Annotated in this window: 16 protein-coding genes; 14 read left to right on the top strand and 2 right to left on the bottom strand. The window is 46.3% G+C overall.

Annotated features, from left to right (window positions below):
• Positions 1–196 precede the first annotated feature (196 nt).
• The gene (gene shc, locus V7L07_RS07350; protein ID WP_335056383.1) at positions 197–2113 is read right to left on the bottom strand and encodes a squalene--hopene cyclase; all 1917 of its coding nucleotides are present in this window, start codon (positions 2111–2113) and stop codon (positions 197–199) included.
• Positions 2114–2770: 657 nt separating this feature from the next.
• Between shc and V7L07_RS07345 the strand changes: the two genes are divergently transcribed.
• The 7 genes from V7L07_RS07345 to V7L07_RS07315 all read left to right on the top strand — a co-directional run bounded on the left by V7L07_RS07345 (position 2771) and on the right by V7L07_RS07315 (position 12436).
• Positions 2771–7084, top strand: coding sequence for a CHAT domain-containing tetratricopeptide repeat protein (locus tag V7L07_RS07345; RefSeq protein ID WP_335056381.1), 4314 nt, complete (start codon positions 2771–2773; stop codon positions 7082–7084).
• A 34-nt stretch (positions 7085–7118) separates the two neighbouring features.
• Positions 7119–7493 (top strand): hypothetical protein, encoded by a 375-nt coding sequence (locus tag V7L07_RS07340; protein ID WP_335056379.1) that lies wholly within the window; start codon positions 7119–7121, stop codon positions 7491–7493.
• 126 nt (positions 7494–7619) lie between these two features.
• On the top strand, positions 7620–8651 hold the full coding sequence (locus V7L07_RS07335) for a hypothetical protein (RefSeq protein ID WP_335056377.1): 1032 nt from the start codon (positions 7620–7622) through the stop codon (positions 8649–8651).
• An 84-nt stretch (positions 8652–8735) separates the two neighbouring features.
• Positions 8736–10190, top strand: a complete 1455-nt coding sequence (locus tag V7L07_RS07330) for a right-handed parallel beta-helix repeat-containing protein (RefSeq protein ID WP_335056375.1) — start codon at positions 8736–8738, stop codon at positions 10188–10190.
• A gap of 145 nt (positions 10191–10335) precedes the next feature.
• Complete coding sequence (locus tag V7L07_RS07325) at positions 10336–11556, top strand: glycosyltransferase (RefSeq protein ID WP_335056373.1); 1221 nt, start codon at positions 10336–10338, stop codon at positions 11554–11556.
• A 153-nt stretch (positions 11557–11709) separates the two neighbouring features.
• Entirely contained in the window at positions 11710–11835 is a 126-nt protein-coding gene (locus tag V7L07_RS07320) for a hypothetical protein (protein WP_335056371.1), read from the top strand.
• A 454-nt stretch (positions 11836–12289) separates the two neighbouring features.
• On the top strand, positions 12290–12436 hold the full coding sequence (locus V7L07_RS07315) for a hypothetical protein (RefSeq protein ID WP_335056369.1): 147 nt from the start codon (positions 12290–12292) through the stop codon (positions 12434–12436).
• A gap of 185 nt (positions 12437–12621) precedes the next feature.
• Here V7L07_RS07315 and V7L07_RS07310 read toward each other — a convergent pair whose 3' ends face one another.
• Positions 12622–12972, bottom strand: a complete 351-nt coding sequence (locus tag V7L07_RS07310; protein ID WP_335056367.1) for an ArsR/SmtB family transcription factor — start codon at positions 12970–12972, stop codon at positions 12622–12624.
• An 80-nt stretch (positions 12973–13052) separates the two neighbouring features.
• Here V7L07_RS07310 and trxA point away from each other — a divergent pair, with 80 nt between their 5' ends.
• The 7 genes from trxA (at position 13053) to V7L07_RS07275 (ending at position 19332) form a co-directional block, all read left to right on the top strand.
• The gene (gene trxA, locus V7L07_RS07305) at positions 13053–13376 is read left to right on the top strand and encodes a thioredoxin (protein ID WP_012412473.1); all 324 of its coding nucleotides are present in this window, start codon (positions 13053–13055) and stop codon (positions 13374–13376) included.
• Positions 13377–13560: 184 nt separating this feature from the next.
• On the top strand, positions 13561–14355 hold the full coding sequence (locus tag V7L07_RS07300) for an SDR family NAD(P)-dependent oxidoreductase (RefSeq protein WP_335056365.1): 795 nt from the start codon (positions 13561–13563) through the stop codon (positions 14353–14355).
• Between the two features lie 115 nt (positions 14356–14470).
• Entirely contained in the window at positions 14471–15583 is a 1113-nt protein-coding gene (locus V7L07_RS07295; RefSeq protein WP_335056363.1) for an alkene reductase, read from the top strand.
• A 172-nt stretch (positions 15584–15755) separates the two neighbouring features.
• Positions 15756–16421 (top strand): nitroreductase family protein, encoded by a 666-nt coding sequence (locus V7L07_RS07290; protein ID WP_335056361.1) that lies wholly within the window; start codon positions 15756–15758, stop codon positions 16419–16421.
• Positions 16422–16540: 119 nt separating this feature from the next.
• Entirely contained in the window at positions 16541–17836 is a 1296-nt protein-coding gene (locus V7L07_RS07285) for an MFS transporter (protein WP_335056360.1), read from the top strand.
• Between the two features lie 4 nt (positions 17837–17840).
• Positions 17841–18530, top strand: a complete 690-nt coding sequence (locus V7L07_RS07280) for an SDR family NAD(P)-dependent oxidoreductase (protein ID WP_335056359.1) — start codon at positions 17841–17843, stop codon at positions 18528–18530.
• A gap of 34 nt (positions 18531–18564) precedes the next feature.
• Positions 18565–19332, top strand: a complete 768-nt coding sequence (locus V7L07_RS07275; RefSeq protein WP_335056358.1) for a class I SAM-dependent methyltransferase — start codon at positions 18565–18567, stop codon at positions 19330–19332.
• The last annotated feature ends 680 nt before the right edge of the window (positions 19333–20012 follow it).

Below are 20012 nucleotides of genomic sequence, written 5' to 3'. Positions count from 1 at the left end.
ACACGGAGAGGGGCTGGGGGAGAGGTCAAATAAGACTTGTCGAACTCACGTTAATTTATTTTTTGGAAGTCCCTGATTAAGAAGGCAGAAAAGAAAGCCCATAAATAAATTTAGGGGCTTTAAACCCTTTTAGCAGAGAGCAAAAATTATATTTTCTTCCTTATGCCCTCTGCTTTTCTTCGGTAAGAACAATTAACTAACCTTTTTGAATCACTGCTTGATAACGACCTAGCGCAATTAAAGGAAAGTATTGTTGATACAGATGATACTTGAGATAAAAATGGCAAGGGAAACCCGTACCTGTAAAGTCTGCCTCAAACCAAGTACCATCAGGTTTTTGAGTTTCTACTAGATAGCTGATTCCCCGCTCAATCACCTCAAGAGCTAATTTACCAGTGGCTTCACCTGCTGCTATTAACCCTATTATTGCCCAAGCAGTTTGAGATGCAGTACTATTTCCTTTTCCTTTGAGACTAGGATCGTTGTAGCTGCGGCAAGTCTCACCCCAACCACCATCTGGGTTTTGACAGCCAATTAACCAAGTGGCTCCCCGCTCTATATTGGGTTTATGTCTTTGAGGATCGATTAACGCCAAGGCTGATAGAACGCCACTAGTACCGTAGATATAATTTACACCCCAACGACCAAACCAACAGCCTTCGGTTTCTTGTTCGTTCAAAAGATAAGTAAGCGATCGCTCTAAATTATCACTATCAATTGACAAATCACAAGCACCAAGCATTTCTAGTACCCTAGCCGTAACATCTGCGGTGTTTGGATCAATCATGGCTTTTAAGTCGCCATAAGGAATAGAGTTGAGCCAATCTTGATCGTTGTCTAAATCAAAAGCAGCCCACCCACCTGGTTTACATTGCATAGATGCAATCCAGTTTAAGGCCCGAGCGATCGCAGCCTGCTTAATTTTTTCATTCGGGAGTTTCGCTAAATGTAGCGCCATCACCACCACCGCCGAGTCGTCTACATCGGGATAAAAGCGATTGTCAAACTCAAAAGCCCAAGCCCCTGGTTTTCCTTGGCGATTTTTGACAGCCCAATCTCCGTAATCTAAAATTTGTTTTTGCAACAACCATTCTCCAGCCTTGACCACAGCTGGATGATCTGGTGCAAAGCCAGATTCTACTAAAGCACGCATCACCCAAGCTGTATCCCAAACAGGTGAAACACAAGGTTGTACCCGGTAGCTATTCTCTGTTTCAATGGCAAAGTTATCAATTGCTTGCAAACCTCGTTCCACAATGGGATCGTTTCGGTCATAATCTAGACACCGCAAAGCTAGCATTGAATTCAGCATCGCCGGAATAATGCCGCCCCAGTCGCCTGTAGCCTCTTGGCGCTCTAAAATCCATTTTTCGGCAGCTTTGATGCCTTCTTGGCGAAAGGGTACTAAATTAAGGCTTTCTGCCAACTTGAATCCTTGATCGAGGGTGAGGAATAAATCTGTCCAATCGCCACTTTGGGGTAATTCCCATCGGACTTGATCAACACCTTCGGCGTATAGTTCATCTAGGTTGATCGCTGAATCGGTGAGAAAAACAGGTTTGCGATCGCATACAATCAGTAATGGTACTGTACTGGAACGTGCCCAGCTAGACATCTCGTAGATATTGACAGGGAAAGCTTTCGGCAATAGCATCACCCAAGCTGGTAGCGAGGGAATACCGCGCCAGTTGTAGCAACCAATCAAGGCTAAGTGCAACTTGGTAAAAATCCGAGTTTTGCTGATCCCACCTCGTTGGAGAATAAAAGTTTTCGCCCGAAGCATCGCCGGATCGGTTGCTGGTACACCTAGCAATCTCAGCGCCATATACGCTTCAACCGAGGTGCTAAGTTCTCCGCCATCACCGTAGTAAAGTTCCCAGCCGCCATGCTGCCGTTGTTCTTGACGCAAATATGCTTCAACTTTGTGTAAAGCTCTGGTTTGGTCTGTTCCCCAAATTTTATGTAGAAGGACGACTTCAGCAGTGATGGTGACATTAGATTCTAACTCTGCCCACCAGTAACCTGCCGGATTTTGAATTGAAAGCAGATATTCTTGGCTAGCTGCGATCGCTTCTGCGACTTGATTGACTTTTACTCTGTCTTGTGTTTGCATCAAATCCTATTTAACCTCAACACCCAACCCTAGTTTTGAATACGGCAATCCGATAAAAAAATTTTTCCTATATCAGTAGACATAGTATTGTGTCTGAGTCACTGAAAATTTGCAATAGACCTCTTGCAAAAGTCCCTAACATCCCTCCCCTTACCAAGGCTACCGTGTATACACAAGTCTGTTTTCCCCTTGTATCCCAAAACTACCCCCCTTAATCCCCCCTTATAAAGGGGGGAAAAAGAAATCTAGTTCCCTCCCCTTTATAAGGGGAGGGTTAGGGTGGGGTAATTCGACAGACTAATTGTGATTCGATAACAAGGGGAGGGGAGCGTTTGCTTTACTCAAATGCGGGGTGGGGTTCTTGATTTTTGATTTATGCAAGAGATCTAATAGATTTAGACTCCTTCGGTAGAAATTCCAACACCACACTAACTCACCAGATCATAAAAGCTCTCCCCGAAGTTCTTTCAAAAAGCGACCATCTTCAAATCTGGCTAAAATTATACAGGTGTGTAGCCAAAATTTCAGGAAAAGCCAATCCTTGTTTTGTAGTGTTTTTTTGTAACGGCACAGAGAGCGATCGCAGTCACTAAATCTAAATATCAGGGTAAGAATCGCAGTTAATTCCTAATCTTTGACTTTTGGAAACCTCTGGTTATGGATGAACAACGGATACGGGCTTATAACCTTATTGAGCGACTTTTAGATTGTGCTAATCGGGAAGAGTTAGCAGTAGTCTTGCAGCAGCACGCCGAGTTGGTGGATGCGGAACTGTTGGTGGTGATGCGGCAGTATGCGGCATATCTGGACAATCAAGGCAATGTGAATGTGGCACGGTGGCTATTGGGAATGGCGGAAGAGTTGGCAAAATCCTTGGGAATCACGGATGCTGGAGGAAACGAGTCGTCGAAAGATTCAGAGCAGTTTTTGCTGGCAGTGTTACAACTTGTAGCAGCTAGCCAAGGCGATGCCCAGCAAGTTTATCCGTTTTTAGCACAGCATCAAGATCGGCTGAATGAACAACTGCTGCAAACTTTGCCGGAAGTGGCAGCAAGTTTGATGGTGGGCGAATCAGACCGGCAACAGTTTTTTGCAGCTGTTATCGCTGAATTTGGCAACTTGATTAACCAGTTTCCGTTGGGAGAACGCTGGCTGAACCTGGAATTGGGCATCAGCGCCTATGAACTCGCCCTGCAAGTTTTTACCCGTGAAGCCTTTCCTATTGATTGGGCAGCCACCCAGAATAATCTGGCAAATGCCTACAGCGATCGCATCAAAGGGGAGAGGGCTGATAATCTCGAACTTGCCATCACTGCCTATCAACTCGCACTGCAAGTCAGAACCCGTGAAGCCTTTCCTATTGATTGGGCATTGACTCAGAACAATCTCGCAAATGCCTACAGGGAAGCGATTAAAGGGGAGAGGGCGGATAATCTCGAACTAGCTATCACCGCCTATCAACACGCGCTGCAAGTCAGAACCCGTGAAGCCTTTCCTATTGATTGGGCATTGACTCAGAATAATCTCGCAATTGCCTACAACAACCGCATTAAAGGGGAAAGGGCTGATAACCTGGAACTGGCGATCGCTGCTTTTCAACTCGCCCTACAAGTCAGAACCCTTGAAGCCTTGCCTGTTGATTGGGCAGCCACCCAGAATGATCTGGCAAATGCCTACAGCCAGCGCATCAAAGGAGAGAAAGCTGATAACCTCGAATTTGCCATCACCACCTATCAACAAGCACTGCAAGTCAGAACCCGTGAAGCCTTTCCACATGATTGGGCAGGTACTCAGAATAATCTGGGACTTGCCTATAGCAACCGCATCAAAGGGGAGAGGGCTAATAACCTTGAAGTAGCAATCACCGCCTATAAACTTGCCCTACAAGTTTATACCCGTGAAGCCTTTCCTGTTGATTGGGCAGGTACTCAGAATAATCTGGCACTTGCCTACGGCAACCGCATCAAAGGGGAAAGGGTTGATAACCTCGAACTTGCGATCACTGCCTGTGAATTTGCCCTGCAAGTCAGAACCCATGAAGCCTTTCCCGAACAGTGGGCAGCTACCCAGAATAATCTGGCAAATGCCTACAGCAACCGCATCAAAGGGGAAAGGGTTGATAACCTCGAACTTGCGATCGCTGCTTTTCAACTCGCCCTGCAAGTCAGAACCCGTGAAGCCTTTCCTGTTGATTGGGCATTGACCCAGAATAATCTGGCGAATGCCTACAACATCCGCATCAAAGGGGAGCGGGCTGATAACCTCGAACTTGCGATCGCTGCTTTTCAACTTGCCCTGCAAGTCAGAACCCATGAAGCCTTTCCCGAACAGTGGGCAGCTACCCAGAATAATCTGGCAAATGCCTACAGGGAAAGGATTAAAGGGGAGAAGGCTGATAACATCGAGCTTGCCATCACCGCCTATCAACTCGCCCTGCAAGTTCATACCCGTGAAGCCTTTCCACATGATTGGGCAGCTACCCAGAATAATCTGGCAAATGCTTACAGTGACAGGATCAAAGGGCAGAGGGCTAATAACCTGGAACTTGCGATCGCTGCGTTTCAACTCGCCATGCAAGTTCATACCCGTGAAGCCTTTCCACATGATTGGGCAGGTACTCAGAATAATCTGGCACTTTCCTACAGCGATCGCATCAAAGGGGAGCGGGCTGATAACCTCGAACTTGCCATCACCGCCTATCAACTCGCTCTGCAAGTTCATACCCGTGAAGCCTTTCCCCAAGATTGGGCAGGTATCCAGAGTAATATGGCAGGAAGCTATAAGAACCGCATCAAAGGTGAGAGGGCTGATAACCTCGAACTAGCGATCAAGGCTGCTAAACTCGCACTGCAAGTTTATACCCGTGAAGCCTTTCCTCAACAGTGGGCAGCCACCCAGAATAATCTGGCAATTGCCTACAGCGATCGCATCCAAGGGGAAAAGGCTAATAACCTCGAACTAGCAATCACAGCCTATCAACTCGCGCTGGAAGTCAGAACCCGTGAAGCTTTTCCCCAAGATTGGGCATTGACACAGAATAATCTGGCACTTGCCTACAGCGATCGCATCAAAGGGGAAAAGGCTGATAACCTCGAACTTGCCATCAACGCTTTTCAACTCGCCCTCCAAGTTTTAACCCGTGAAGCCTTTCCTGTTGATTGGGCTATGACCCAGAATAATCTGGCACTTGCCTACAACAACCGTATTAAAGGAGATAAGTCCGAGAACCTGGAACTAGCGATCGCAGCTTTTCAACTCGCTCTGCAAGTTTATACCCGTGAAGCCTTTCCCAAAGAATGCCTGGGAACTGCGCGTAACCTCGGCAACCTCTACTTTGAGCAACAAGCTTGGGCAGAAGCCGCTAGTGCCTATACCAAAGCCCTTGAAGCAGCTGAAATTCTCTACCAATCTGCTATCCTCCTTGATGGCAAAGCTGCCGAACTTGCCGCAACTAATAGCCTCCCGTCCCGCGCTGCTTACGCTCTTGCCCGCAGTGGCAACCTGCAAACGGCTGTGCTTACCCTAGAGCAAGGTCGCGCTCGTGGACTCAGTGAAACCCTAAACCAAGACAGAGCCGACCTCACCCAACTCCAGCAAATCCACCCCACCCTCTACACTCAATATCAAGACATCGCCACCCAACGCCGTAACTTCGACACCCAACAACGCCTGCGGATGACCTCAGATGATCGCCATAGCCTCACCCCCTCAGCCTTCCGCACCCAAGCCCTACAATTACACGAAACCTTGAGGAAAATCATTGATCAAATTCGTCAACTTCCCGGTTATGAAGACTTCTTAGCTCAACCCAGTTTCGATGACATCCGCCAAGCTTTCCGCCCTGGCATCCCCCTCGTTTACCTCATAAACACTCCTGCTGGCAGCCTCGCCTTGATTGTCACCCCAGACGGCATTGATGATCTTTGGTTGGATGACTTCACTCAAACTAGTCTAGGAGAACTCCTCATTACCTGGTTCAACGCCTATGAACAATCCCAAACCAACCGTCAGGCTTGGCTAAACGCGATTGACCAAGGTACTCGCCAACTCTGGGAACCGCTGATGTCTCCCCTAATCAACCACCTCCAGCAGCACAATTTCCAGCAAGCTACCCTCATTCCTACAGGTTTCCTCAGCTTCTCGCCCCTCCACGCTGCCTGGGTCGAAGATTCTACTACCCCCACAGGACGGCACTATGCTCTTGATTCCATCCACTTTACTTACGCCCCTAATGCGCGATCACTCTCAACGGCTCAGGAAATTGCTCAACGGACTTTCGCCGATTCGATACTAGCAATTGATGAACCCGAACATGAAGGCGCAAATCCCTTGCCCAACTCAAAACGAGAAGTTAAAGCGGCGATCGCCACTTTCCAAAGTTCCCAAGTCTTCCCTCAAGAACAAGCAACGAGAAAAGCCGTTCTCGCTGCATTACCCCATTACAAAGTTTTGCACTGTTCCTGCCACGGCAACGCTAATCTGCAAGAACCTCTCAAAAGTGGTCTTGCGATGACAGGTGAAGGTGAAGAAGCCGTCCTCACCCTGCGTGACCTCCTTGACCTCAAGCTGGTAGAAAATAATCAGGGAGGCATCCGCCTTGCCATCCTCTCCGCCTGCGAAACTGGACTGCCAGGAATTGAACTGCCAGATGAAGCCATCAGTCTACCTACAGGCTTACTTCAGGCAGGTGTTGCTGGAGTCGTCGCTTCTCTCTGGTCTGTCTCCGAGATTAGTACAATGGTTCTGCTAACTCGGTTTTACACACTTTGGCGTGACCAGCACCTAGAACCATCACAAGCTTTAATCACAGCCCAAAAATGGCTGCGGGATGCTGAACCCCGTGATTTAGTTGCTCATTGTCAAACATTTATTCCCGAACTCGCATCTAAGAAAGGAGATTTGTATAAAGATTTGCGAGCTTATTTCTCTCATCCCTACTACTGGGCAGCTTTCAGCTACATGGGAGTTTAAACATTATTGCAACCTGTTACTTATTCAAGCGACTATGACTGATAACCTCTCAATTTTAGAAACCGCCCTCGCCATTCGTCCCCACTTTTCCCAATTACTGGATATTGAAGCCGGAGAACAAATGCGTCAACAACTTGACCAACTCCTACAACAGGTTCAAGCTGGAGAATCCGTTGAGGACTCCATCTTGGAGTTACTGACGGACGAAAGAGCGACTGGCACCTGGGTGACAGAATTCCAGCAAGCGAATGCAACTCAAAAAGGATTCGATCCACTAGCTGGTAATATATCTAAAATTTCTGCCCCCAGATTTAAATGTCCTCTGTGCGACTACACTTGGTCACGCGATCGCATCGGTCGCCCCACGCCTCTGTGTCGCACTCACAATGTTCCCCTAGAACCCGCTTAACCATAAGGATACAATACTCCCACGCATCCTCGCCGTCTATGAACAAGAGAGCGTAGGCATCGCTTACCCGTCCCACCTTTTGCCGAATTCTTTAGCCTCAGCCCTATCAAGTCTCTCGGTCGTACCATGTCCGCAAAAATCCTGGAAAGCTTTGGCAGCAAACTCGCCGAACAATGGGTTGCCACCCTCCTCACCCCCGCTTTTGTCTTTTGGGCAGGGGGAGTTGCCGCCGGACTACAGCGCTTTGGCTGGAAACCTGCTAACACTTGGTTCAGTCAACAATCCGAACCCCTACAAATCGCCCTCCTCGTCGGGGGCTTCTGCCTGATTGTCGCCTCTGCTTTTGTGGTGCAACGCTTCGATTTACCTGTGCTGCGCTTTTTGGAAGGCTACTGGCATCCCTGGCTGCGTCCTTTGTGTCGTTGGTTGATTGCTAGAGGAAAGAAACGCAGTCAAGGGATTGAGGATCGAAAGCAAACACTGGAACAACTCGATGAGCAATCTCAGCAATTTGCAGCCCTTAATCTATTGCAGCTTACAGATCAGCAAAGGGATGAAGCCATACAGCTAATCTGGCACATAAAGAATCGACCCCAATCCCACAAAAAACAATTACAAAAACTCACCAACCAGGATCTAGCACAACGCTTCACCCAAGCGATCGCTGAACTAAAGGATGAGTGGATATCGCTGGACTGGCAACAACACTACCGACCCCTGGACAACCAACTTATGCCCACACGCCTGGGCAACATCCTCCGTGCTGCCGAACAGCGCCCCCTAGAAAAATATGGATTAGATGCGATCGTCTGCTGGTCACGCCTGTGGCTTCTCCTCTCTGATGCTGTCAAAAAAGACCTGCAAGAAGCCCGCGCTGACCTCAACGCTGCCATCCGTATCTGGCTGTGGAGTCTGCTATTTATCCTCTGGACAATTTGGGCATGGTGGGCGGCTCCTGTGGGCATCATCTCTGCTATATTTGCTTATTACTACTGGGCAGTTGATGCCGCCAGAAACTATGGGGAACTAATTGAAGCCACCTTTGACCTGCACCGCCATCTGCTCTATCAATCTCTGCGTTGGAATTTGCCCCCCGATCCAAACGAAGAACGTCGTGTGGGACGGCAACTGACCGAATACTTATGGCGGGGTTTCTGATTCTAGAAATAGGCGATCGCTTATCCCTTTGTACAACAATACCCGAACTGTGAGATATTAACTTAGAGAATATAAAAAAGCACTATGCAGGAACTGGTTGTCTGTCAGCGAGGTACAGGACAATATTCAACTATCAGTGAAGCCCTGGTCGTTGCTCAACCTAATTCACGAATTTACGTGCGGCCAGGAGTTTACGAAGGTATCAGCATTGGTATACCAGTAGAGCTTATTGCTGATGGCACTCAGGAATCAGTCGTGATCCAAAGCAAAGAGTTCAACTGCATTCAGATCATGACAGGTGGTGTATTGGTGCGGGGATTCACCCTGCGCGGCCGGTCTGGAACCAAAAACCTTTTTACGGTACATATTCCCCTGGGAAATTCCGTGTTAGAGGATTGCGATATTACCAATAATAACTCAGCTAGCTGTGTAGGGATTTCTAGTACTGAGGCTCATCCGACAATCCGACAATGCCGTATTCATGATTGCTCAGACGTGGGGATATATATAGATGAAGGCGCTCAGGGCACGATTGAAGACTGCTACATCTTCAATCATGCTTCCTCTGGAATTGGTATATATCAGGGAAGCTACGCAAATGTTCGCAGATGCCATATCCATAGCAATCAAGGGAATGGTATTTTGTGGACTGGCGAAAGTTCGGGAGTGATGCAAGACTGCGATATCTTTGCAAATAAGCTCGCTGGAGTAGGCATTTGTCAAAATAGCAACCCTTTGCTGTGGAGATGTCGTGTTTATGATGGAACGGATGCTGGTATAGTTATCAACGAATCTGGTAAAGGAAGCATTGAAGATTGCGATATTTTTAATAATTATCTTCAGGGGATCTACGTAGATAAAGAGAGTGAACCAAAATTATGGAATTGTAATATTTATCACAATCAAGAAAATGGTTTTCTCTTTATTGGTGGTAGCAAAGGACTCATTGAGAACTGCAATATTTTTGATAATACCTACCCAGAGATTTGTATTCTCTACGGAAGCAAGCCAACGTTTCGCCGTTGCCGCATACATCATGGTCAAAGGAATGGAGTCTGGGTGAATGAAAATGGCTATGGTGTAATTGAAGAGTGCGATATCTATGACAACAAGGCAGCAGGGATTGGTATTGAAAAGGGGAGTGACCCCATCATTCGCGGCTGTCGAGTTCACGGTAATACTGGGCAAGCGGTATGGGTTGCTAATAAAGGGGCAGGTACAATTGAGAACTGCAATTTAACAGGTAACAAAGCTGGGGCTTGGTACATTGAGACAGGGTGTTTGGTGCAACGTAACCGAAATGAGGATATTGAAGCATCTGGCTTCTCTCCTGACCCAAATGAACAGATAAAACCACAGCCAAATGATTCCAAAGTTAATAACAATTGGTATGAAGAAATTCGACTTTGGGCCAATAAATTAGGAAGAAGACCACATAAACAAGAAATCAAACAGAAGTGGCACGAATTAACAGGACAAGAATTAAACGAAAAGGGCGTTACCCTACTGCTAGAAAATCTGGGCTACCTGGACAATTAGACTGGGATGCTCGGTACGATGAGGCATCAGCTTCCGTTTTAGAGGTAGATGTCGATAGATAGCGATCGCAGTTCACCTCATCTAAAATCAGCATCCCGTAGGGGTACAGTGATTTTGAATTTTGCACAGGGAGATAGCGACGGTCATGAGTGTAATTATATTAGGATTGATGCTCTTATCCTTGACAATTTGGTTAGGATTACTCTGTTTTTGGGGACAATTTTGGCGGACAGACCAGCAATTAGAGGTTACAGAAACTCAGCTACAATCGCTACCTGTGGTTTGTGCCGTCGTTCCAGCCCGTAATGAAGCTGAGTTGATACCAATCACCTTGCGATCGCTCCTACTCCAAGATTATCCTGGTTCTTTCAACGTATTTTTGGTAGACGATCGCAGCACAGACCGGACAGCAAATTTTGCTGAAGGGGTTGCACACGCTGTCGGTAAACCCCAACAACTGCATATTATCTCAGGTGAATCACTACCTCCTGGTTGGTCGGGCAAACTTTGGGCAGTTGAGCAAGGTATCAAGAGCGCTAGTAAACTTACACCTGACTATTTTTTGCTGACTGACGCAGACATCGAACACGATCCTGAAAATCTCCGCCGACTGGTTGCCAAAGCTGTCCAAGAAGATTTAGATATGGTTTCGGTAATGGTGCGACTCAGGTGTAAAAGCTTTTGGGAAAAACTTTTGATTCCAGCCTTCGTCTTTTTCTTCCAAAAACTCTATCCTTTTCGCTGGGTAAATAATCCCAACAATCCCACAGCCGCCGCCGCCGGGGGATCTATTCTGATCGCCCGTGAAGCTTTAGAGCGAATTGGGGGTATCCAAGTCATTTGCCAAGCTTTAATAGACGATTGCGCCCTAGCTCAGGCTGTTAAGAACAGTGGGGGAGTGGTGGGGGATAAGAGGACAAGCCCAATGCCCAGTCAAGGGCGTATCTGGCTAGGATTGAGTACTTTGACTTGCAGTCTGCGTCCCTATGATTCGCTGGTGACGATTTGGGATATGGTTGCCCGTAGTGCCTATACTCAACTGAATTATTCTCCATTACTACTATTGGGAACTTTAGTAGGAATGCCTCTGATTTATCTAGTTCCACCTGTGTGTGTAATTCTAGGTGCAGTTTGGGGCAATTGGGCGATCGCACTTACAGGTTTATTAGGATGGCTATTGATGACTTTCGCTTACTACCCAACGATCCGCTTTTATAAATGTTCTCCCTGGTTCGCGTTGAGCTTACCTGCGATCGCTTTTCTTTATACTTTAATGACTTTAGACTCAGCACTCCGTCATTGGCAAGGGCGCGGCGGCGCTTGGAAAGGAAGAGTTTATCCTAGCTCGGATAATACCAGTTTTTAATCTAAAATAAAAGTAAGCTGAAAGTGGTTCAATAGAAGAGTTATGACAACCGCAACACCAATAAATAATCCTGTTATTGTTCCCAAAAAGCTGCCTTTTCTGGAGTCAATTTGTTAGCAGACAGTCGATGTCTATCGGTTTACTCCAGAACAAATGCTGAGTCGCTACGAGCGTGGTTGGCAATATCGCAACCTATTTAATAATCTTGAAGGTGAAGAACTCAATTTTCTTCAGGAACTCGCCAGACGCTATAAATCCTGGTTGCAAGTTTGTTTATGAAATTGAGGTTTGAACACCATAAAAAAATTATCACAGTTCTTGAATGCTTAGATTCTGACATACTTAGGAAGGGTTCTGCTTACTTCAGTGGCGGAACCCTTCTTGCACTTGATTTTGAAGAATATCGCTGGAGCAATGACGTTTATTTTATCGTAAATTAAAGGGTTTAAGAACCTGCAATCTATATGTAGCACCCATTAGACATCTCCAGAAAAGAAAAAAGACCCCCCTCCAAACCTCTCTCCGTTTCGGGGAGAGGCTTTAAAACCCCACTTCCCTACAAGGGAAGGGGGGAAGGGGGGTTAGGTCTGCGTGCAAATTTGTGGTCTCTAAATCTTTTCCGGAGATGTCTATTTCAATCGGGGTTTAAATCCCCGTCTGAAATTTTTTGAATTTTGAATTTTGAATTTTTAACGCGTCTGTTGGTACAGAAGGCTACAAATACCTGCGGACAGTGGTATTTGATGGTGGGCATGAAGCATTATTTCGGGATTTAAGTAAAATCCAAGTTGGACGTAGCACAACTGACCAATATGGAATTCGGATGCTCGTTTTTGTAGACGATGTGCCGATTAAAACGGAAGGGAGAAATGCTTTCTGAGTCTGCAAGTCGATCAAGCTCAGATACCCAAAATTATCGATGGTATTGATTTACTCTCTACAGATTTAGGTTTATCTCACACTCCAAGGACTCTTCGAGAACAACACCATATCTTTGCTGATTTAGAAATACAGAAAGAAAAACGAGAAGATTCTTAAACAATTTATACCCAATGACCAATGCCCCTAAATCCTTGAAGCTATTTGTTTAGTACTAACAGGGCTAACAGGCAATGGTTGAGCCGCTTTCAATACTGCATCCAGCAACCCTGGAAACAACACCTCTAAATCTTCACACCGTAATATGTTAATATGATGTGTCCCTTCTTTGCGTGTCAAGACTATCCCCGACTCGCGCAAAATCTTGAAGTGATTGGACATTGTAGACTTAGCGATCGCAAAATCAAATCTCGCACAGCATTGTTCCCCCTCAGTGGCCAGCAGCCGCACAATCTCTAGCCGCACTGGATCGCCCAATGCATATAACACTCCCGGTAAAGAAATATTTTTTCGATCTGGATGATAAAGAAATCTCATAGTTGCATTATCTCATCAGGTGGCATATATTTTTATTATTCGATAATATCGAATTATAGAATTAATTAGGAAGGCAATTTATGTCATCCATTACAAATGTCACAGAAGCCACATTCAAGCAAGAAGTCTTGGAAAGTGAAATTCCGGTATTAGTGGACTTTTGGGCCCCGTGGTGCGGCCCTTGCCGGATGGTTGGCCCAGTCGTCGATGAAGTTGCTGCGGAATACGAAGGACAGGTGAAATTTGTGAAGCTGAACACAGATCAAAATCCTACTGTCGCTAGCCATTACGGAATTCGCAGCATTCCGACGCTGATGGTTTTTAAGGGAGGTCGGCAGGTTGATACTGTCGTCGGGGCAGTCCCAAAAACTACCTTGAATAAGACCTTAGCACAGCATCTTTAATTTGAGTGCTGAGTTAGGAGTGCTGAGTTAGGAGTGCTGAGTGCTGAGTTAGGAGTTAGGAGTGAGGAGTGAGGAGTGAGGAGTTTTGTTTATCCCCCTCATCTCCCTCATCTCCCTCATCTCCGCTACTTCCTAGTTCCCAGTCCCCTGCTCATTTTGTTTCAATTAACGGGGAAAGAGCGAAATGGACTTGAAACTGCATGGTAAATCCGCATTGGTGAGTGGCTCAACCGCAGGCATTGGTTTGGCGATCGCTCTTGGGTTGGCTCAAGAGGGTGCATCAGTAATTGTCAATGGTCGGTCTGAAGAAAGAGTAGCTCAAGCGATCGCTAAAATTAAGCATTCTACACCGGATGCGAAAGTTTCTGGTGTTGTTGCTGACACCGGCACGGCCTCAGGGGTAGAGCAACTTTTTGAAAAAGTTCCTCACGTTGATATTCTCATCAACAATTTAGGTATTTATGAGCCAAAAACCTTCTTTGATATTACTGATAAAGACTGGTTAAACATATTTGAGGTTAACGTCCTCAGTGGAGTCCGCTTGAGTCGGCAATATCTGCAAAAGCAGCTAGAGCAAAACTGGGGACGGATAATTTTTATCTCCAGCGAATCTGCTATTCAGATCCCAGTGGAAATGATTCACTATGGCACAACCAAGACAGCGCAACTAGCTATTGCACGAGGACTAGCAGAAATCACTGTGGGCACTGGAGTCACAGTAAACTCAGTCCTACCAGGGCCAACCCGCTCAGAAGGCGTTGAAGAGTTTATTTCTCAACTAGCACAGGAACGTGGTATTAGTCCAGCAGAAGTAGAGGCGGAATTTTTTCAGAACGTGCGTCCAAGTTCCTTAATTAAACGCTTTGCAACTAATGAAGAAGTAGCAGCGCTCGTAGTTTATCTTTCTAGTCCCGTAGCATCAGCAACTAATGGTGCAGCTTTGCGGGTAGATGGTGGCGTTATTCGGTCGATTGTTTAGGGACTGAGGACTGGGGACTGGGGACTGGGGAGATGAGGGGGATAAACAAAACTCCTAATTCCTAACTCCTAACTCCCAATGCCCAATGACTAAAAATAATTTGGAGATATAACCAATGACAACTGATATCAACTTATTCTCTCCCTACCAATTAGGGAATCTGGAATTACCTAATCGGATAGTAATGGCACCCTTAACCAGAAATAGGGCAGCTAAGGGAAACGTCCCATACGAACTTAATGCTACTTACTATGCTCAACGTGCTTCCGCCGGACTGATTATTTCTGAAGCAACACAGGTAACTCCTGAAGGGCAAGGCTATCCCGCAACACCAGGAATTCATTCACCAGAACAAGTGGAGGGATGGAAGTTAGTAACCAATGCCGTACATCAGCAGGGAGGAAGAATTTTTTTGCAACTATGGCACGTCGGCAGAATTTCTCATCCTGACTTACAACCAAATGGAGTTTTACCTGTAGCACCTTCTGCGATCGCTCCTAAAGGTGAAGCTTCAACTTTTGAGGGGCCAAAACCTTTTGTTACTCCCCGTGCTTTAGAAACATCGGAAATACCGCAGATCGTCGAACAGTATCGTCAGGGAGCGGCAAATGCTCTAGCGGCTGGGTTTGATGGGGTGGAAATTCACTCAGCTAATGGTTATTTAATAGATCAGTTTCTCCGGGATGGTACTAATCATCGTACAGATAAATATGGGGGTGACATTGAAAATCGTGCCCGATTCCTGTTGGAAGTGACAGAGGCGGTAACTAGTGTGTGGGATTCTAACCGAGTTGGGGTACGTTTCTCTCCTAGTGGGACTTTTAACGATATCCATGACTCCAATCCTCTGGAGACATTCGGTTATGCAGCTCAAGCATTGAACCAGTTTAATTTGGCATATCTACATATTTATGAGGCAACAGAGGCAGACATCAGACATGGCGGAATAATTGTACCCACCAGTCATATACGCGATCGCTTTACAGGTACTCTCATCGTCAATGGTGGTTATACTCGTGAAAAAGGCGATGCTGTACTGGCAAGCAAAGCCGCAGATTTAGTTGCCTTTGGCACATTATTTATATCAAATCCTGATTTACCCCGACGCTTGGCTTTGAATGCACCACTAAATCAACCAAATCAAGCAAGCTTTTATGGTGGCGGTGAACAGGGATATACAGACTATCCATTTTGGTCGGCTGCTAATGAAGCGGTAGCTAATGTGTAATTCGTAATTCGTAATTCATTATGACTTGATGACTGTTCCCTTGGGCGTACTATAGGCAAGTTGTTTGTTCGGGAACAAGGAATAATTTTTATTTTTGTTTCATGAATAAATACATTCGCTTGTATGCTAATTACGAATTGTTTGGTCATAATCCAACCATCAGGAGAATCTCATGAGTACCGTCATCCAAACCCAAGCTTTAGATGTACCTAGCGCGATCGCTAAACGTCGTTCCATCAAAACTTTTAAAACAGACCCCATTGCCCCAGAACTACTCAAGCAACTGGTAGAGTTAACCGTGGCAGCGCCCAGCAGCTATAATATCCAGGGCTGGCAAATTATTCTTGTGCAAGATGAGGCGCAAAAGGCAGCACTCTCAGCCGCATCTTTTAATCAACAGCAAATTGTTCAAGCACCTGTTACCTTTGTGTTTGCTGCCGATCCTAATGCAGACAAACAAAACTTGACCCCAATTTTAGAGCAGGGACTCGAAACTGGAGCATGGAATGAAAACACGGTAAACTACTTTAAAACCGCCGTCCCGCAATTTCAAGCTGGGCTAGGCGACAAGCGACGCGAATATGCCATCAAAGATGCGATTATCGCTGCTACCCATTTAGTATTAGCGGCAGAAAGTCTGGGATTATCCACTTGTTTTATGAACGGTTGGATTGAGGATCAGGTAAAGCAAGTAATTGGTGCTGGGGATAATCCAGATTTAGCGATCGCTGTTTTAGTCCCTGTTGGCTATGCAGCCGAACCACGCTTAAATCCCGGTCGTTTGCCATTCTCCTCTAATGTCTCTGTAGACAGAATTGGCAACCCTTATGCAGGGTAAATTTTCCTCAATTGGGAATTGGGAATGAGGCATAGGGCATAGGGCATAGGGCATAGTTGTCCCCCTTGTCCCCCTTGTCCCCCTTGTCCCCTTGTCCCCTTGTCCCCTTGTCCCCACTCATGTCCCTAGCCTCCTTCCTAGCGCGTCGTTCGTTCCACTATGGCTGGATCGTTGCAGGTTTAACATTTTTAGCCTTGCTGGTGGCAGCCGGAATTCGCTCTGCTCCTGGAGTTTTTATAGTGCCTCTCGAACAAGAGTTCGGTTGGAGTAGAGCAACTATATCTTTGGCAATCTCCATTAACTTGGTACTCTACGGATTAATTGGCCCTTTTGCTGCCACCGTTATGGAGCGGATCGGCATTCGGCGGATGATGGTGTTTTCGCTTGCTATCATTGCCCTTGGTGTCGGTTTAACCACTTTGATGTCAGCATCTTGGCAGCTAGTCTTGCTGTGGGGTGTGGTAGTCGGTTCTGGTAGCGGAGTTATCGCCCTGGTTTTGGGTGCTATTGTTGTCAATCGCTGGTTTTTAGAAAAGCGGGGTCTAGTTCTGGGCATCTTAACCGCCAGTACGGCTACGGGGCAACTGGTGTTTTTACCCATGCTGGCTTCAGTCGCCGATCGCTTTGGCTGGCGAACTGCGGCTCTAGGTCTTAGTGGTGCAGCACTTTTAATTATTCCAGCGATCACAGCCTTTATGCGCGATCGCCCAGCAGATGTTGGTTTGCGACCCTTTGGTGACACCAGCGAAACTGTAGAAGTGTTACAGCCGAAAGTCAATTCCATCGCCTCCACTCTTAACGCCCTCTGGCTGGGAATGCGTAATCGTGACTTCTGGCTGCTATTTGGTAGCTTTTTTATCTGTGGTGCTAGCACAAATGGGTTAATTGGTACTCATCTGATTCCGGCTTGTATTGACCACGGTATCCCGGAAGTCAAGGCGGCGGGGCTTTTGGCAATCATGGGACTATTCGATTTTTTCGGAACTACTATGTCCGGTTGGCTATCTGATCGCTGGAACAATCGCTACTTATTGTGCTGGTACTACGGGCTGCGGGGTTTGTCTTTGATTTTCTTGCCCTTCAGTTTCAACTTTTCCTTCTATGGACTTTCCATTTTTGCCGTCTTCTACGGACTTGATTGGATTGCCACCGTACCACCAACAGTCCGTCTGGTTGCCAACGTCTTCGGTAAAGAAAATGTCGGCGTGATGTTCGGTTGGATTGTCGCCGGACACCAGCTTGGTGCAGCCACAGCAGCATTCGGAGCCGGAGTCTTGAGAACTTGGACGGGTAGTTATTTACAAGCGTTTATTTTATCAGGCGTTCTCTGTCTGATTGCCGCAGTTTGTGTACTGCAAATTGGTCAAAGTCCCACTAAGGGCAATTCACAATTATCTTCAGTTATGGAGAATTAAATTTATGGCAACAACAGCTTTAATTGTCGGTGCAGGTAATGGACTAAGCGCTTCTTTAGCTCGCCTATTTGCTAAAGAAGGATTTACCGTAGCTTTAGCAGCTCGCCAAATTGAAAAACTCACTCAATTGAGCAGTGAAATTGGGGCGACTAGTTTCGCTGCTGATGCCTCAAAGCCGGATGAAGTAGAACAGTTATTTATTGATATCGAGCAAAAAGTCGGTTCCCCGAATGTTGTTATTTACAATCCCAGTTTTCGGGTGCGGGGGCCTCTGGTTGATCTAGACCCTGGTGAGGTGGCAAAAACCCTAGATGTCACTGCTTATGGTGGCTTTCTTGTAGCCCAAGCTGCTACCAAAAGGTTTTTGCAACTTGGTGGCGGGGCTATATTTTTTACTGGAGCCTCAGCCAGTGTTAAGGGTTATCCGCTGTCTGCTCCCTTTGCAATGGGGAAATTTGCACTGCGCGGTTTGGCTCAGAGTATTGCTAGAGAATTAGCACCAAAGAATATCCATGTAGCGCATTTCGTGATTGATGGTGGAATCCGTTCAGCAGTTCGCCAAGATCCAGTAGATAATCCTGATAGTACTCTTGACCCGGATGCGATCGCTCAAACTTATCTCAGCATTCTCCGCCAACCTCGCAGTGCTTGGACTTGGGAAGTAGAACTACGTCCGTGGGTAGAGAACTTCTAACCTAGACAATTGTTACAAAAATAGTTTTGCAGGTATGAAAATTGATTTTGGTGCAACTGCTACTGATTATGCAAAACACCGCGCTGGCTTTCCCAGTTCATTATTTAATAGACTGTCTGAATATGGTATAGGTTTACCAGGGCAGAATATTGTTGACCTTGGTACAGGAACAGGAACACTAGCGCGGGGCTTTGCTGATAGAGGTGCTTATGTAATCGGCATCGACCCATCAGTGTCACTTTTAGAACAAGCCAAACAGTTAACCGAATCTGTCCAACTCCAAGTAGATTATCGAGTCGCAACTGCTGAGAATACCGAGTTACCAGATGCCAGTGCTGATGTGGTGACAGCAGGACAGTGTTGGCATTGGTTTGATCGTCCGCGTGCCGTCCAGGAAATTACTCGGATCTTGAGAAGAAATGGCTCGATCGCGATCGCTCATTTTGATTGGATACCTTTAAAAGGTAATGTCGTTGAAGCCACAGAACAACTGATCGAGGCTCATAATCCCGCCTGGAATATGGGCGGCGGTAATGGCTTGCATCCTTTGTGGTTACAAGATATTGGCGAAGGAGGATTTAGAGAAATCCGCACATTTTCTTACGATGTATTTGTACCTTATACACAGGTCGCTTGGCGGGGACGAATTCGTGCTAGTGCCGGTGTGGGAGCCAGCTTGACACCAGAAAAGGTAGAAGTATTTGACCAAGAATTGGCGACGTTACTCGAAGCAAGATATCCTACAGAAATTCTTGAAGTTCATCATAGAGTTTGGGCTGCGATCGCTAAATCACCGCTATAAAAAAGTATAATAGTCGCTGCCATTGCAGTCCCCGACAAGTGATAAATTTAGCGCTCCAGTCCAAGCATCTTTACAACTCAGCTAACTATGCGTGTCCATACTGAAAGTAGAGTTGCTTAAAACCAATTTGCAGATGTCTGACTATATTTGACTATGTGATTTGAAACTATTACAACTCAGTTTCGTAGTGGCGTGGCAAGCTTAAAAATACGTGAATTCGACGAACCTCTCCCTGCCTTGAACTAAAGTTCAAGTCTGTCCCTCTCCGTGTCGGCTACGGTGTACACACAAGTTGTATCTACAAGGGTTTCAAGCTTTCTAGACCCAATAAATTGTCATTACGAGCGGAGCGAAGTAATCGCATAATCCCGTAGTTTTTGCGATTGCTTGTCTGCGACACGCTCTTGCGTTCGTCGTTCCTCCTCTCTACGAGACGCACTCGCGTTCGCAATGACAAGCTTTCGGAGCGATCCAACAGCTTAGGGATAAACGACGAAACCAAGTGTGAGGTGTAATTTCAAGACTTGTGTGTACACCGTAGCCCTCTCCGTTTCGGAGAGGGAGGTTGCGAGGGAGAGGTTCATCGAACTCACGTTATATTAGGATGTTGGGTTACGCAAAGCCACCACCCAACCTACAATTTTTTTTGCAATATTTTAGCCTTGCCACGCCACTACTAG

Origin of the sequence: Nostoc sp. (assembly GCF_036916985.1) — a bacterium.
GTDB lineage: Bacteria > Cyanobacteriota > Cyanobacteriia > Cyanobacteriales > Nostocaceae > Nostoc.
This window is presented reverse-complemented; position numbering and strand designations above follow the sequence as displayed.